This is a genomic window from Streptomyces sp. Y309 (genome assembly GCF_056712025.1).
Genome location: NZ_JBWYAE010000004.1, coordinates 166,076 through 183,014 on the forward strand (window position 1 = coordinate 166,076; position 16,939 = coordinate 183,014).

Annotated in this window: 1 protein-coding gene; it reads left to right on the forward strand. The window is 73.6% G+C overall.

What is annotated here, in order from left to right; genetic code table 11:
• Positions 1-37: 37 nt before the first annotated feature.
• Positions 38-16,924 (forward strand): SDR family NAD(P)-dependent oxidoreductase, encoded by a 16,887-nt coding sequence (locus AC0KTA_RS41230; RefSeq protein WP_481057207.1) that lies wholly within the window; start codon positions 38-40, stop codon positions 16,922-16,924.
• Positions 16,925-16,939 lie beyond the last annotated feature (15 nt).

Consider the following 16,939-nt stretch of genomic DNA (forward strand, 5'->3'; position numbering starts at 1 on the left):
CACGACGAACGACCGCAACAACTCGAAGGCTGAGTCGATGAACGATCAGCAGAAGCTGCTTGACTACCTCAAGCGGGTCACCAACGACCTGCACCAGACGCGCCGCCGGCTGCGTGAGGTCGAGACGGCCCTGCCCGAGCCGATCGCCATCGTCGGCATGAGCTGTCGCTACCCCGGCGGCGTCCGCTCGCCCGAGGAGCTGTGGGACCTCGTCGCGTCGGACGGCGACGGGATCTCAGAGTTCCCCCGCGACCGTGGCTGGGACGTCGACGCGCTGTACGACCCGACGGGTGCTAAGCCCAATACCTCGTACACCCGCGAAGGCGGCTTCCTGCACGACGCCGGTGACTTCGACCCGGCGTTCTTCGAGGTCAACCCGCGCGAGGCGCTGGCGATGGACCCGCAGCAGCGGCTGCTGCTGGAGGCGTCCTGGGAGGCCCTGGAGCGGGCGGGCGTCGACATCGCCGCGCTGCGCGGCAGCCAGACCGGTGTGTTCGCGGGCGTCGCCTACCACGACTACGCGACCTTCCTGGCCACCGCCAACCCCGAGGGCATCGAGGGCTATTTCGGCACCGGAACGTCGAGCAGTGTCGCCTCCGGCCGGGTCAGCTACGTCTTCGGACTCGAAGGCCCCGCGGTCACCATCGACACCGCCTGCTCCTCTTCGCTGGTCGCCCTGCACCTCGCGGTGCAGGCGCTGCGGCAGGGTGAGTGCACCCTGGCCCTCGCCGGTGGCGCCACCGTGATGGCCACCCCGGCCACCTTCGTCGACTTCGCCCGGCAGGGCGGCCTCGCCCCCGACGGCCGGTGCAAGGCGTTCGCCGGTGCGGCGGACGGCACCGGCTGGGCCGAGGGCGTCGGCATGCTGCTGCTGGAGAAGCTGTCGGACGCGCGTCGCAACGGCCACCAGGTGCTGGCCGTCATCCGCGGCTCGGCGATCAATCAGGACGGCGCCAGCAACGGCCTCACCGCGCCCAACGGTCCGTCCCAACAGCGCGTCATCCGGCAGGCCCTGACCGGCGCCGGGCTGGCCGCCGGCGACATCGACGTGGTCGAGGCGCACGGCACCGGCACCACGCTGGGTGACCCGATCGAGGCCCAGGCGCTGCTGGCCACTTACGGGCAGAACCGGCCCGAGGACCGCGATCCGCTCTGGCTCGGCTCGCTGAAGTCCAACATCGGACACGCGCAGGCCGCCGCCGGCGTCGGTGGCGTGATCAAGATGGTCATGGCGATGCGGCAGGGCGTGCTGCCCAGGACGCTGCACGTGGACGAGGCCACGCCGCATGTCGAGTGGTCGGCGGGCGCGGTCGAGCTCCTGACCAAGGCCCGTCAGTGGCCGTCGAGCGCCGAACGCCCCCGGCGTGCGGGCGTCTCGTCGTTCGGCTTCAGCGGCACCAATGCGCATGTGATTCTGGAGCAGGCGCCGGAGGCCGAGGCTGCCGCTGCGGATGGTGGTGTCGAGCTGCCGGTGGTGCCGTGGGTGCTGTCCGGCAAGACGCCGGAGGCGCTGGCCGCGCGGGTCGAGCAGGTGCGCGAGGCTGCCGCCGGGCTGAACCCGCTGGACGTCGGGTCCACCCTGGCGCAGCGGATGGCCTTCGAGCACCGCGCCGTCGCCCTCGACGGTGACCTCACCCGACTGGTCGCGGGGCGGGTGCTGGGCGGCAAGCTGGCCGTGCTCTTTACGGGGCAGGGTGCGCAGCGGGTCGGGATGGGCCGTGAGCTGTATGCGGCCTTCCCGGTGTTCGCGGCGGCGTTTGATGAGGCGTGTGGCGCGCTGGGGTTGGATGCGGCGGTGCTGGATGACGCTGAGCGGTTGGACCAGACGGAGTTCACGCAGTGCGCGTTGTTCGCGGTTGAGGTGGCGTTGTTCCGGCTCGTTGAGTCGTGGGGTGTGCGCCCGGACTTTGTCGGTGGTCATTCGATCGGTGCGCTGGCTGCGGCGCATGTGGCCGGGGTGCTGTCGCTGGAGGATGCGGGCAAGCTGGTGGCGGCCCGGGGCCGGTTGATGCAGGCGCTGCCGACGGGCGGGGCGATGGTCTCGCTGCAGGCGTCGGAGGATGAGGTCCGTCCGTTGCTGATCGACGGGGTGGATATCGCGGCGGTCAACGGCCCGCGCGCTGTGGTGATTTCCGGTGACGAAGACGCGGTTCTCGCTGTCGCTGGGCAGTTTGCGACGTCCAAGCGGCTGACGGTCTCGCATGCGTTCCATTCCTTCCGTATGGGCGGGATGCTGGCCGACTTCCGGAAGGTGGCGGAGTCGCTGACCTTCAACCCGCCGCGCATCGCGATGACGGGGGAGGTGACGTCGCCGGAGTACTGGGTGCGGCATGTCCGTGAGGCCGTCCGCTTCCACGACGAGATCCAGAGCCTCCACGCCGAAGGCGTCCGCACCTTCCTGGAGCTGGGCCCCGGCGGCGTCCTCACCGCCATGGCCCAGGACTGCCTGCCCGACGCCGACCCGGAGTCGGTGGTCTTCGTCCCAGCCTTGCGGAAGAACGAGGCCGAGGCCCGGTCCATCGTCTCCGCCCTGGCTCAGCTGCACGTCCACGGCAGTGACGTCGACTGGGCGGCCTTCTTCGCCGGGACCGGCGCTCAGCGCGTCGACCTGCCCACGTACCCGTTCCAGCGGCAGCGCTACTGGCCGCGCGGCACGATCTCCGCCGCCGACGCGGGCGGGCTCGGCCTCGGCTCGGCCGATCACCCGCTGCTCGGTGCGGCCGTGGTGCTGGCCGGATCGGGCGGCCACATCTTCACCGGCCGGCTCTCCCTGCACACCCACCCGTGGCTGGCAGACCACGCGGTGATGGGCTCGGCCGTGCTGCCGGGGACCGCGTTCGTGGAGCTGGCGATCCGGGCGGGCGACCAGGTCGGCTGTGACACGGTCGAGGAGCTGACCCTGGAGGCGCCGCTGGTGCTGCCCGAGCGGGGCGGCGTCCAGGTGCAGCTGGCGGTCGGCGAGCCGGACGCGTCCGGCCGCCGCGAGGTGACCGTCTACTCCCGGCGCGAGGACGAGGCCGTCGACCAGCCCTGGACCCGGCACGCCACCGGCGTGCTGGCCACTGCCGGGCAGGCCGCCGACTTCCGGATGGCGGTCTGGCCGCCGGCCGGTGCCGAGGCCGTGGAGGTCGACGGCCTCTACGAGCGGCTGGCCGGGACCGGTCTGCAGTACGGGCCGCTCTTCCAGGGGCTGCGTGCCGCCTGGCGCCTGGGCGACGAGGTGTATGCCGAGGTGGTCCTGCCGGAGTCCGCGCACGACGGCGCGGACTCCGATGCCGCCGCGTTCGGCCTGCACCCGGCGGTGCTCGACGCGGCGCTGCACTCCCTGGCGTTCGCCGGTGGCGGTGAGCCCGATGGGGCCCGGCTGCCCTTCGCCTGGAGCGGGGTGACGTTGCATGCCTCGGGTGCGTCGGCGCTACGCGTCCGGGTCTCGCCCGCCGGGGCCGACGGCGTCCGGCTGGCCATCGCCGATGGCACCGGCGCCCCGGTGGTCTCGGTCGAATCGCTGGTGCTGCGCACCATCTCGGCCGACCAGCTGAACGCCGCGGCGGCCCACCACGAGTCGCTGTTCCGCCTCGACTGGGCCGCGCTCCCGGCGGCTGCCCGCGAGGGCGGGGCCGAGCAGAGCTGGGCGCTGCTCACCGACGACCGGTTCCGGGTCGAGGTCGCGGGTGCCGCGGCTGGCGCCACCTCCGCTTACCCGGACCTGGACGCGCTGGCGGAGGCGGTCGCCTCCGGTACCGCCCTGCCGGACGCGGTGCTGGTGGCCTGCGGCCCGGTGCCCGGGTCCGCGAACGACCCGACGGCGGACGGCGCGACGGCACACGACGGGCCGGCACACGAGGCGACGGTGCGCGAGGCGACGGCACGGGCGCTGGACCTGGTGCAGCGGTGGCTGGCCGAGGACCGGTTCGCCTCCTCCCGTCTGGTGCTGGTGACCCGGGGCGCGGTCGCGGTCGAATCGACCGAGGACGTGTCCGACCTGGCGCACGCTGCCGTGTGGGGTCTGGTGCGCTCCGCCCAGTCCGAGAACCCGGACCGGGTCGTCCTGATCGACGTCGATGGCCCGGCGGAAGCAGACGACGCGAGCCTGCTGCGGGTGCCCGCCGCCGCGCTGGCCTGGGGGTCCCCCGGGACGGAGTCTGGGGGAGGGGAGCCTCAGCTCGCGGTGCGCGGCGAGCGGCTGCTCGTCGCCCGCCTCGCCCGGGTTGCCACCGACGCCGTGCTGGCGACCCCGGCCGGGGCACTCGCCTGGCGGCTGGATGCCGCCGAGAAGGGCACCTTCGAGAACCTGCAACTGATCCCGGCACCGGAGGCCACCGCGCCGCTGAAGGCCGGTGAGGTCCGGATCGCGGTGCGGGCGGCCGGCCTGAACTTCCGCGATGTGCTCAACGTCCTGGGTATGTACCCGGGCGATGCCGGTCTGCTCGGCTTCGAGGGCGCCGGTGTCGTCCTGGAGGTCGGCGAGGGCGTCACCGACCTGGCACCGGGCGACCGGGTGCTGGGCATGGTGTCGACCGCGGCCTTCGGCCCCACCGCGATCGCCGACCGGCGGCTGCTGGCGCGGATGCCGCGGGGCTGGACGTTCGCCGAGGCCGCCGCGGCCCCGGTGGTGTTCCTGACGGCCTACTACGCGCTGGTGGACCTGGCCGGGCTGAAGTCCGGCGAGTCCGTGCTGGTGCACGCGGCGGCGGGCGGTGTCGGCTCGGCCGCGGTGCAACTGGCCCGCCACCTGGGCGCGGAGGTTTTCGGCACGGCCAGCCAGGGCAAGTGGCACCGGCTGCGCGAACTCGGCCTGGATGAGGCACACATTGCCTCCTCCCGCACCCTCGACTTCGAGGCCGACTTCCTCGCCGCGACCTCCGGCCGAGGCGTGGATGCCGTACTCGACTCGCTGGCCAGGGAGTTCGTGGACGCCTCGCTGCGGCTGCTGCCGCGCGGCGGCCGCTTTGTCGAGATGGGCAAGACCGACATCCGTGACGCCGACCAGGTCGCCGCGGCGCACCCCGGTGTCTCGTACCAGGCGTTCGATGTCACCGATGCCGGACCGGACCGCATCCAGGAGATCCTGACCGAGCTGCTCGGCCTCTTCGAGAGCGGCGCGCTGCGTCCGCTGCCGGTCACCGCCTGGGACGTGCGGCGGGCGCCGGAGGCGTTCCGCTACCTGGGCCAGGCGAAGAACATCGGCAAGATCGTGCTCACCGTCCCCAGGAGCTGGGACGCCGATGGCACGGTGCTGGTGAGCGGCGCGACCGGTGCGCTGGGCGCGCTGGTGGCCCGTCATCTGGTGGCCGAGCACGGGGTGCGGCATCTGCTGCTGACCAGCAGGCGCGGCCTGGGAGCGCCTGGTGCCGCCGAGCTGCGCGACGAACTCGCCGCGGCCGGCGCCCAGGTGACTATCGCCGCCTGTGATGTGGCGGACCGGGAGGCGCTGACCGCGCTGCTGGCCTCCGTGCCCGCCGAGCACCCGCTGAGCGGCGTGGTGCACACCGCCGGTGTGATCGATGACGGCATCATCGACGCGCTGACCCCGGAGCGGCTGACGACGGTCTTCCGGCCGAAGGTCGACGCCGCGCTCAACCTCCACGAACTGACCGCAGGGCTGGACCTGTCGGCGTTCGTGCTGTTCTCCTCGGCGGCCGGCACCCTCGGCAACCCGGGACAGGGCAACTACTCGGCCGCCAACGCCTTCCTCGACGCGCTGGCACACCAGCGCCGCCGGGCCGGACTCCCCGGCGCCTCCCTCGCCTGGGGCCCCTGGGCCGAGGCGGAGGGCATGTCCGGCGGCCTCAGCGACGCCGACCTGGGCCGCATGGCACGCGAGGGCTTCGCGCCGCTGTCCGGCGAGGACGGGCTGGCGCTGTTCGACACGGCGCAGATCGTCGCCGAAGCCCTCACCCTGCCGATGCACCTGGACACCGCGGTCCTGGCGCCGCACGCCGACGAGGTGCCGCCGATCCTGCGCGGACTGGTCCGCGCGCCCCGCAGGCGGGCCGCCGAATCCGGTGCGGCCACGGCCGATTCGCTGACCGAGCGGCTCGCCGCCCTGCCGGAGTCCGAGCGCGACGGCGCGCTGCTGGACCTGGTGCGCGAGCAGGTCGCGGTCGTCCTCGGCCATGCCGGGGCGGATGCGGTGGAGGTGGATCGTTCGTTCAAGGAGATCGGTTTCGACTCGCTGACCGCGGTGGAGCTGCGGAACCGGATGAACGCGGTCACCGGGCTGCGGCTGCCGGCGACCCTGGTCTTCGACTACCCCACGCCCGCCGAGCTCATGGCGTACATACGCGAGGAGCTGGCCGGCGACCTGGCCAAGGCGGCGACCGCGGTCCAGATCACCGCGACCGCCGACGACGATCCGATCGTGATCGTGGGGATGAGCTGTCGCTTCCCGGGTGGGGTGTCCTCGCCGGAGGAGCTGTGGCGGCTGCTGGTGGAGGGTGGGGACGCGATGTCGACGTTCCCGCTGGATCGTGGCTGGGATGTGGCGTCGCTGTACGACCCGGAGGGCAGCCGTCCGGGGACCTCGTACACCCGTGACGGCGGATTCCTGCACGAGGCGGCCGAGTTCGACCCGTCCTTCTTCGGGATCAGCCCGCGTGAGGCGCTGGCGATGGACCCGCAGCAGCGGCTGCTGCTGGAGGCATCGTGGGAGGCGTTCGAACGGGCCGGGATCGACCCGGGAACCCTGCGCGGCAGCCGTACCGGCGTCTACGCGGGCGTGATCTACCACGACTACGGCACCCGGCTGACCTCGGTGCCGGACGGCGTCGAGGCGTTCCTGGGGACGGGCACCTCCGCCAGTGTCCTCTCCGGGCGCGTCTCGTACACCCTGGGTCTGGAGGGCCCGGCGGTCACCGTCGACACCGCGTGCTCGTCGTCGCTGGTCGCGCTGCATCTGGCGGTGCAGGCGCTGCGGCAGGGCGAGTGCTCGCTCGCCCTCGCGGGCGGCGTCACCGTCATGGCGACGCCCAACGCGTTCGTCGACTTTTCCCGGCAGCGGGGCCTGGCCGGGGACGGTCGGTGCAAGGCGTTCGCCGGTGCGGCGGATGGCACCGGTTGGGGTGAGGGTGTCGGCATGCTCGTCGTGGAGCGGTTGTCGGACGCGCGGCGTAATGGTCATCAGGTGCTGGCGGTGGTGCGGGGTTCGGCGATCAACCAGGACGGCGCGAGCAATGGCCTGACCGCCCCCAACGGTCCGTCCCAGCAGCGGGTGATCCGTCAGGCGCTGGCCGGGGCGGGGCTCTCGACCGCCGATGTGGACGCGGTGGAGGCGCACGGCACCGGCACCCGGCTGGGCGACCCGATCGAGGCCCAGGCCCTGCTGGCGACGTATGGCCAGGAGCGGGGCGAGGCCGGTGACCCGTTGTGGCTGGGCTCGATCAAGTCGAACATCGGGCACACGCAGGCGGCTGCTGGTGTTGCCGGTGTGATCAAGATGGTCATGGCGATGCGGCACGGGCTGCTGCCCAAGACCCTGCATGTGGACGAGCCCACGCCGCATGTGGAGTGGTCGGCTGGGGCCGTGGAGCTGGTCACGGAGGCGCGTGAGTGGCCGCAGCGGGAGCAGCAGCCCCGGCGCGCGGGTGTCTCGTCGTTCGGCTTCAGCGGGACGAATGCCCATGTGATTCTGGAGCAGGTGCCGGAGGTTGATGTCCCCGTTGAGGGCGGTGTCGAGCTTCCGGTGGTGCCGTGGATGGTCTCCGCAAAGAGCGAGGCTGCGCTGACGGCGCAGGTCGAGCGGGTGCGTGAGGCCGGAGCGGACCTGAACCCGGTGGATGTCGGGTTCTCGCTGGCGATCGGTCGGGCGTCGTTCGAGCACCGGGCGGTGGTTGTCGGTTCTGATGTGACGTCGGGCCGGGTGCTCGGTGGCAAGCTTGCGGTGCTCTTTACGGGCCAGGGTGCGCAGCGGGTCGGGATGGGCCGGGAGTTGCGGGATGCGTTCCCGGTGTTCGCGTCGGCTTTCGGTGAGGCGTGTGCGGCACTGGGGTTGGACCCGGCGGTGCTGGACGACGCCGAGCTGCTGGACCAGACGGAGTTCACGCAGTGCGCGCTGTTCGCGGTCGAGGTGGCGCTGTTCCGCCTGGTCGAGTCGTGGGGTGTGAAGCCGGACTTCGTCGGTGGTCATTCGATTGGTGAGCTGGTTGCGGCGCATGTGGCCGGGGTGCTGTCGCTGGCGGACGCGGGCAAGCTGGTCGCCGCGCGCGGCCGGTTGATGCAGTCCCTGCCGACAGGCGGGGCGATGGTCTCGCTCCAGGCATCGGAGGACGAGGTCCGTCCGCTGCTGATCGACGGCGTGAATATCGCGGCGGTCAACGGGCCGAAAGCCGTGGTGATCTCCGGTGACGAGGACGCTGTCGCCGCTGTCGCCGGGCTGTTCGCGACGTCCAAGAGGCTGACGGTCTCGCACGCCTTCCACTCTTTCCGGATGGACGGGATGCTGGCCGACTTCCGGAAGGTGGCGGAGTCGCTGACGTTCAACCCGCCGCGCATCGCGATGACTGGGGAGGTGACGTCGCCGGAGTACTGGGTGCGGCATGTCCGTGAGGCCGTCCGCTTCCACGACGAGATCCAGACCCTGCATGCCGAAGGTGTGCGGACCTTCCTGGAGCTGGGCCCCGGCGGTGTCCTGACGGCGATGGCCCAGGACTGCCTGCCCGAGAGCGAAGACGCGGCCTTCATTCCGGCCCTGCGCAAGAACCGGTCCGAGCCGGAGGCCGTCGTCTCCGGCCTCGGCCAAGTTCACATCACCGGCAACTCCGTCGACTGGGCGGCCTTCTTCGCCGGAACCGGCGCCGCCCGCGTCGACCTGCCCACGTACGCCTTCCAGCGCCAGCACTACTGGCTGGCCTCCGCGGGTCCCGCGGTCGGGGATCTGGCGGCGGTGGGCCTCGGCGCGGCCGAGCATCCCTTCCTCGGCGCGACGGTCGCGCTGCCGGACTCGGACACGTCGCTGCTGACCGGCCGGGTGTCGGTGGACGCGCAGCCGTGGCTGGCCGACCATGTCGTCGCCGGGGCCGTACTCGTCCCGGGCACGGCGCTGATCGAGCTGGCGATCCGGGCCGGTGACCAGGTCGGTTGCGGCACGGTCGAAGAGCTGACGCTTCAGGCTCCGCTGGTGCTGCCCGAGCACGGGGGCGTGCAGCTGCGCGTCTCGATCGGCGCGGCCGACGCGCGGGCCCGCCGTGCCGTGGACATCTACTCGCGTGCCGAGGGCGCGCCGGACGACGCCCCATGGGTGTGTCATGCCTCGGGTGCGGTGGCGCCGGGGGCTCCGGCAGCCGCGGACGCCGGGCTGGCGGTCTGGCCGCCGGAGGGTGCGGCCCCTGTCCCGGTCGAGGACCTCTATGCCCGGCTCGCCGCGAACGGGCTGGAGTACGGGCCGGTGTTCCAGGGGCTGAATGCCGCCTGGCGCCGGGACGGTGAGGTCTTCGCCGAGGTGGGGCTGGACGAGGCCGCGGAGGCGGGCGCGTTCAGTCTGCACCCCGCGCTGCTGGACGCCGCGCTTCACGCGCTCGCGCTCGGCGACTTCGTGGCGGACGACGGCCGTGCCCGGCTGCCGTTCGCCTGGTCCGGGGTCACCCTGCACGCCACCGGCGCCACCGTGCTGCGGGTCCGGGTCACCCGGTCCGGCGGCGAGAGCGTGGCGCTGGCCATCGCCGACGGCACCGGCGAGGCGGTCGCCACTGTCGACTCGCTCGCCGTGCGGCCGATCGCGGCCGACCAGCTGGAGCAGACGGACAACACCTACCGCGACTCGCTGTTCCGGGTCGACTGGGCGACGGTGACGCCGCCCGGTGGGGCGGACGCCGCGCAGGACGCGGGCCGTTGGGTGTTCCTGGGCCAGGACGTGCCCGACCTGGCGGCGCTCGCCGCCGCCGTCGAAGCGGGCGAGGCCGTTCCCGATGTCGTGGTGGCGCCCTGCGGGTCTGCCGCGGGTGAGAGTGTGCCCGACGCGGCCAGGGCGGCCGCGCATGCCACGCTGGACCTGGTCCAGAGCTGGCTGGGACACGACGGCTTCGCCGGCGCGCGACTGGTGGTGCTGACCCGTGAGGCGTTTGCGGATCCGGCGCTCGCGGCGGTGTGGGGCCTGGTGCGCTCCGCGCAGTCGGAGCACCCGGGGCGGATCGTGCTGGCCGATGTGGACGGGCACCAGGAGTCCCTGGCGGCGCTGGCCGCCGCGGTCGGCAGTGGTGCGGAGCACCAACTGTCGATCCGCGAAGGCGTGGTGCGGGCGCCGCGTCTGGCGCGGGTCAGCCGCTCCGCGGAGCCGGCGGCCGCGCGCTGGGACGGCGAGGGCACGGTGCTCATCACCGGCGGCACCGGTGCGCTGGGCGCGCTGGTGGCCCGTCATCTGGTGGCCGAGCACGGCGTACGGCATCTGCTGCTGACCAGCCGCCGGGGCCTGGACGCCCCGGGCGCGGCCGAGCTGCGCGAGGAACTCGCGGGCCTGGGCGCCCAGATGACCGTGGCGGCCTGTGATGTGGCGGACCGGGAGGCGCTGGCCGCGCTGCTGGCCTCCGTGCCCGCCGAGCATCCGCTGACCGGTGTCGTACATACCGCGGGTGTGCTGGACGACCGCACGATCGACTCGCTGACCCCGGAGCGTATCGACCGGGTCTTCCGGCCCAAGGTGGACGCGGCCTGGCATCTGCACGAGCTGACCCGCGACCTGGACCTGACCGCGTTCGTGCTGTTCTCCTCCGCGTCCGGTGTCTTCGGCAGCGCCGGACAGGGCAACTACGCGGCGGCCAACGGCTTCCTGGACGCGCTGGCCGAGCTGCGCGCGGCATCCGGCCTGTCGGCCACCTCGCTGGCCTGGGGCCTGTGGGCGCCGTCCGCCGGGCTGTCCGGTGGCATGGCCGAGAGCCTGGACGAGGCCGACCTGGCCAGGATGGCGCGGGGCGGCGTGCTGGCGCTGTCCGCGCGGGACGGCCTGGCGCTGTTCGACCTTGCGGGCTCGGTGGCCGGGGCCGCGCTGCTGCCGGTGAGCCTGGATCTGCCGGTGCTGCGCGCCGCGGCGGGTTCCGGCGCGCTGCCTCCGCTGCTGCGCGGTCTGGTCCGTACGACGGTACGGCGCGTCGCCGACGGCGGCAGGGCGGACACTCTCCGCCAGCGGCTGCTGGCCGTCGGCGAGGGTGAGCGCGCGGCGCTCCTGCTCGACCTGGTGCGCGATGAGGTGGCGGCCGTCCTCGGCCACGCCTCGGGCGTGGTGATCGAGGCGGAGCGGGCATTCAACGAGATCGGCTTCGACTCGCTGACCGCCGTGGAGCTGCGCAACCGCCTGGGCGAGGCGACCGGGCTGCGGCTGCCCGCCACGCTGGTCTTCGACTACCCGACTCCGGCGGCCATTGCCGGCTATCTGGGGGAGGAGTTGCTCGGCGGCGGCGTGGAGGCATCGGCGTCCGTGACGCGCCGGGCCTCGGCCGCGGTGGACGGCGACCCGATCGCCATCGTCGGCATGGCCTGCCGCTACCCGGGCGGGGTCGGCTCGCCCGAGCAGCTGTGGTCGCTGGTGGCGTCCGCAGGCGACGCGATCTCCGGCTTCCCGACCAATCGCGGCTGGGACCTGGAGGACCTGTACGACCCGGACCCGGACAAGCCGGGCAAGAGCTACGCCCGGGAGGGCGGCTTCCTGCACCAGGCCGCCGAGTTCGACCCGGCGTTCTTCGGGATCAGCCCGCGCGAGGCGACGGCGATGGACCCGCAGCAGCGGCTGCTGCTGGAAGCGGTGTGGGAGGCGTTCGAGCGGGCCGGGATCGACCCGTCCTCGGCGCGCGGCAGCCGCACCGGCGTCTTCGCGGGCTCGATGTACCACGACTACGCGACGCAGCTGGGCGGTTCGGTGCCCGAGGGCGTGGACGGCTTCGTGGGCACCGGCACCGCCGGCAGTGTGGTCTCCGGCCGGGTGAGTTACGTCTTCGGTCTTGAGGGCCCGGCCGTCACCATCGACACGGCCTGCTCGTCGTCCCTGGTGGCGCTGCACATGGCGGTACAGGCGCTGCGGGCCGGCGAGTGCGACATGGCCCTGGCCGGTGGTGTGACCGTGATGGCCACCCCGGGCACGTTCATCGACTTCTCCAGGCAGCGTGGGTTGGCGCGGGATGGCCGGTGTAAGGCGTTTGCCGCGTCGGCGGATGGCACCGGCTGGGCCGAGGGTGTCGGCATGCTGCTGGTCGAGCGGTTGTCGGACGCGCGGCGTAACGGTCATCAGGTGCTGGCGGTGGTGCGGGGTTCGGCGGTCAACCAGGACGGTGCCAGCAACGGTCTGACCGCGCCGAATGGTCCCTCGCAGCAGCGGGTGATCCGGCAGGCGCTGGTCGGCGCTGGGCTGACCGCGACGGACGTGGACGCCGTGGAGGCGCACGGCACGGGGACAATGCTGGGCGACCCGATCGAGGCGCAGGCGCTGTTGGCCACCTACGGTCAGGGGCGTGAGGACGCGGAGCCGTTGTGGCTGGGGTCGTTGAAGTCGAATATCGGGCATAGCCAGGCGGCCGCCGGTGTCGGTGGTGTGATCAAGATGGTCATGGCGATGCGGCACGGGCTGCTGCCCAAGACCCTGCACGTCGAGGAGCCGACCCCGCACGTCGACTGGTCGGCGGGCGCCGTCGAGCTGCTGACCAAGGCCCGCAACTGGCCGCAGACCGGCCGTCCGCGCCGCGCCGCGGTGTCCTCGTTCGGCTTCAGCGGCACCAACGCCCATGTGATCCTGGAGCACGCGCCGGTCGAGGAGCCCGCCGCACCGCAGGCCGCCACCGAGGCGCCGGTGGTGCCCTGGGCGCTCTCGGCCAGGAGCCAGCCGGCGCTGCGTGCGCAGGCCCAGCGGCTGCTGGCCCACCTCCAGCAGCAGCCCGGCACCGCGCCGGTGGACATCGCGGGCTCGCTGGCGCTCGGCCGGACCGCCTTCGAGCACCGGGCCGTCGTGGTGGGCGCCGAGCGGGACGACCTGCTCGCGGGCCTGACCGCGCTGGCGAGGGGTGAGTCGGCGCCGAACCTCGTGGAGGGCGTCGCCGGGGCCGCGGGGAAGGCCGCGTTCCTCTTCCCGGGCCAGGGCTCGCAGTGGACCGGCATGGCGCTCGAGCTGTTCGACTCCTCACCGGTCTTCGCGCAGCGGCTGGGTGAATGCGCTGCCGCGCTGGAACCGTTCACCGACTGGTCGCTGATGGACGTGCTGCGCGGCGCGGCGGGGGTTCCCGCCTTCGACCGGGTCGATGTAGTGCAGCCCGTGCTGTTCGCGGTGATGGTCTCGCTGGCAGAGGTGTGGCGCTCGCTGGGCATCGAGCCGGGCGTGGTCGTCGGCCACAGCCAGGGTGAGATCGCCGCCGCCTGTGTGGCCGGGGCGCTGTCGCTGCAGGACGCGGCGCGTGTGGTGGCGCTGCGCAGCCAGGCGATCGGCGTGCTCTCCGGCCGCGGCGGCATGCTGTCCGTCGCACTGCCCGAGGAGCAGGCCGCGGCCAGGCTGGAGCGCTGGGGCGGGCGGCTCTCGGTCGCCGCCGTCAACGGCTCCGCCTCCGTCGTCATCTCCGGCGACTCCGCGGCGCTGGACGAACTGGCCGCAGAGTGCACCGCCGAGGAGATCCGCAACCGCCGGATCGCCGTCGACTACGCCTCGCACTCCGCGCACGTGGAGGAGATCGAGGAGCGGCTGCTGGAGCTGCTCGCGCCGATCGAGCCGCGCCGCTCCCGAATACCCTTCTACTCCACGGTGGACGGGGAGTTCATCGACACCGAGCGGCTGGACGCCGCCTACTGGTACCGGAACCTGCGGCAGACCGTCCGGTTCGCGAACGCCATCCACGACCTCGCAGGACAAGGCTTCGGCACCTTCGTCGAGTCCAGCCCCCACCCGGTGCTGACGCTGGGAGTGCAGCAGACGCTGGACGAGACCGGCAGCGACGCCGTCGTGGTGGGCTCGCTGCACCGCGGCGACGGCGGCCGCGGCCGGCTGCTGACCTCGCTGGCCGAGGCATACGTCCGCGGCGCCACGCCCGACTGGGCCGCGGTGTTCGACGGGACTCCAGCCGCCCGCGTCGACCTGCCCACCTACGCCTTCCAGCGGCAGCGCTACTGGCTGACCGGCAGCGCCGCCGGCGGCGGCAACGCGGCCTCGATCGGCCTGGGCAGCACCGGGCACCCGCTGCTGGGCGCCGCGGTGGCGCTGCCCGACTCGGAGGCGCTGCTGCTGGCCGGCCGGGTCGGCGTGGACACCCACCCGTGGCTGGCGGACCACGCCGTGATGGGCACCGTGCTGCTGCCTGGGGCCGCGCTGGTGGAGCTGGCGCTCCAGGCGGGCGCCCAGGCCGGCTGCGGTGCGGTGACCGAACTGACCCTTCAGGCGCCGCTGGTGCTGCCCGAGGCGGGCGGCGTCCAGCTGCGCGTCTCGGTCGGTGAGCCGGACGCCGGCGGGAACCGCTCGGTGCTGATCCACTCCCGCCGGGAGGACGCTGCGGCCGAGCAGAGCTGGACCCGGCACGCGGCCGGCACGCTGGCCGAGGCCGGACCCGAGGCCGTCAGCGACGAGACGGCGCAGAGCTGGCCGCCGCTGGGCGCCGAACCGGTGGACGTCACCGCCCTCTACGACGAACTGGCCACGGCCGGCCTGGAGTACGGGCCGACCTTCCAGGGCGTACGGGCCGCCTGGCGCGCCGACGACGAGGTCTTCGCCGCGGTCGCCCTGCCTGAGGACACCGAGGCGGAAGCGTTCGGGCTGCACCCGGCGCTGCTGGACGCCGCGCTGCACGCGATCGGCCTGGGCCGGTTCGTGGACCCGGCCGGGGCGGGCGGCGACGGCGTGCCGCTGCCGTTCGCCTGGTCCGGGGTCTCGCTGCACGCCGCCCCCGGCGCCAGGACGCTGCGGGTGCGGCTCTCCGCGGCCGGGACCGAAGCGGTACGGGTGCGCGTCGCCGACGCCGAGGGCACCCCGGTCGCCTCGGTGGACTCGCTCGCCGTGCGCAGGATCTCGGCCGAGCAGCTGGCGGCCGCGGGCGGCACGGGGACCGAATCGCTGTTCCGCCTGGAGTGGCTGCCGGAGCCGGTCACCTCCGGCACCCCGGCCGCCGACTGGGCGGTCCTCGGTGAGGACCCGCTGAAGATCGGTGCCGCACTGAGCGGTGCGGGCGTGCCCGTCGGCACGGCCGGTGACCTGGACGGCCTGGCCGCCCTCGGCGGCACCGTGCCGGACCTGGTCGTCGCCTGCCCCGTCGGGCCGACCGGGACCGCGGACCAGGCCGCCGCGGCCCGCGAGGCGGTGCACTGCACGCTCCGGCTGGTGCGCGACTGGCTGGCCGACGACCGGTTCACCGCCTCCCGGCTGGTGATCGTCACCAGCGGCGCAGTCGCCACCGGGCAGGCCGACGAGACCGCGCCCGACCCGGCACAGGCCGCCGTGTGGGGCCTGGTGCGCTCCGCGCAGTCGGAGAACCCCGGCCGCCTGGTGCTGGTGGACCTCGACGGCCACGACGCCTCGCTGCGCGCCTTCGCCGGCGCCGTGGCAGGCGGCGAGGACCAGCTGGCGATCCGTGCCGAGGCGGCGTTCATGCCCCGCCTGGCCCGGGCAGCCGTGTCGGCCGGATCCACACCGGGCACCGAGTGGGGCCCGGAGGGCACGGTGCTCGTCACCGGCGGCACCGGCACCCTCGGCGCGACCGTCGTCCGCCACCTGGTCACCGCCCGCGGCGTCCGGCACCTGCTGCTGACCAGCCGCCGCGGTCTGGACGCCCCCGGCGCCGCCGAGCTGCGGGAGGAACTGGCCGCACTCGGCGCGCAGGTGACGATCGCCGCATGCGATGCCGCCGACCGGGACGCGCTGGCCGCCGTACTGGCCGCCATCCCCGCCGCCCACCCGCTGACCGCCGTGGTGCACGCCGCGGGCGTCCTCGACGACGGCGTGATCGGGACGCTCACTGCCGACCAGGTCGACCGGGTGCTGCGCCCGAAGACAGACGCGGCCTGGCATCTGCACGAGCTGACCGCGGGGCTGGACCTCGCCGGCTTCGTGCTGTTCTCCTCCGCGGCCGGCGTCTTCGGCGGCCCGGGCCAGGCCAACTACGCGGCGGCCAACGCCTTCCTGGACGCCCTGGCCTGGCAGCGCCGCGCGGCCGGGCTCCCGGCCACCTCGCTTGCCTGGGGCCTGTGGGAGGAGGCCAGCGGCATGACCGGCCACCTGGGCGACGGCGACGTACGACGCCTGTCGCGCGGCGGGGTCGCGGCGCTCACCTCCGAGGAGGGTCTGGCACTGCTCGACACCGCCCAGGCCATGGACGAGGCCGTCCTGGTCCCGGTCCGGCTGGACCTGCCTGGCTTGCGCGAACTGGCCCGCACCGACGCCCTGCCGCCCCTGCTGCGCGGCCTGGTCCGCAACCCCGCCCGGCGCGCGGCGGATGCCGCGGACGCCTTCCGGGAGCGCCTGGCGGCCACCCCGGAGGCGGAACATCCCGCCCTGCTGCTGGACCTGGTGCGATCCCAGGTCGCCTCGGTGCTCGGCCACTCCTCCGCGGACGCGGTTGAGCCTGACCGGGCGTTCCGCGAGGTCGGCTTCGACTCGTTGACGGCGGTGCAGCTGCGCAACCGGCTGACCGCGGCGACCGGGTTGCGGCTGCCCGCGACGCTGGTTTTCGACCACCCGACGCCGACCGCGATCGCCGAGCTGCTGGGCGCCGAACTCGCCTCCGACACGGCCGGCGAGGAGCAGGCCGTCCAGTCGCTGATCGCCGGGATCGACGGCCTGGAGTGGGCCCTGTCCGGCCTGGCGGAGGGCGGTGACGGACGGGAGCGGATCGCCGTCCGGCTGAACGCCCTGCTGGCCAAGGTGACCGCCGCGCCCGCAACCGAAGACGGTGCGGAAGGCGACACGGTCAGGGAAAAGATCGAATCCGCGACCGACGACGAGATCTTCGATCTCCTCGACGGCTTCGGAATCAACTGAGAAGAGACGACGAGA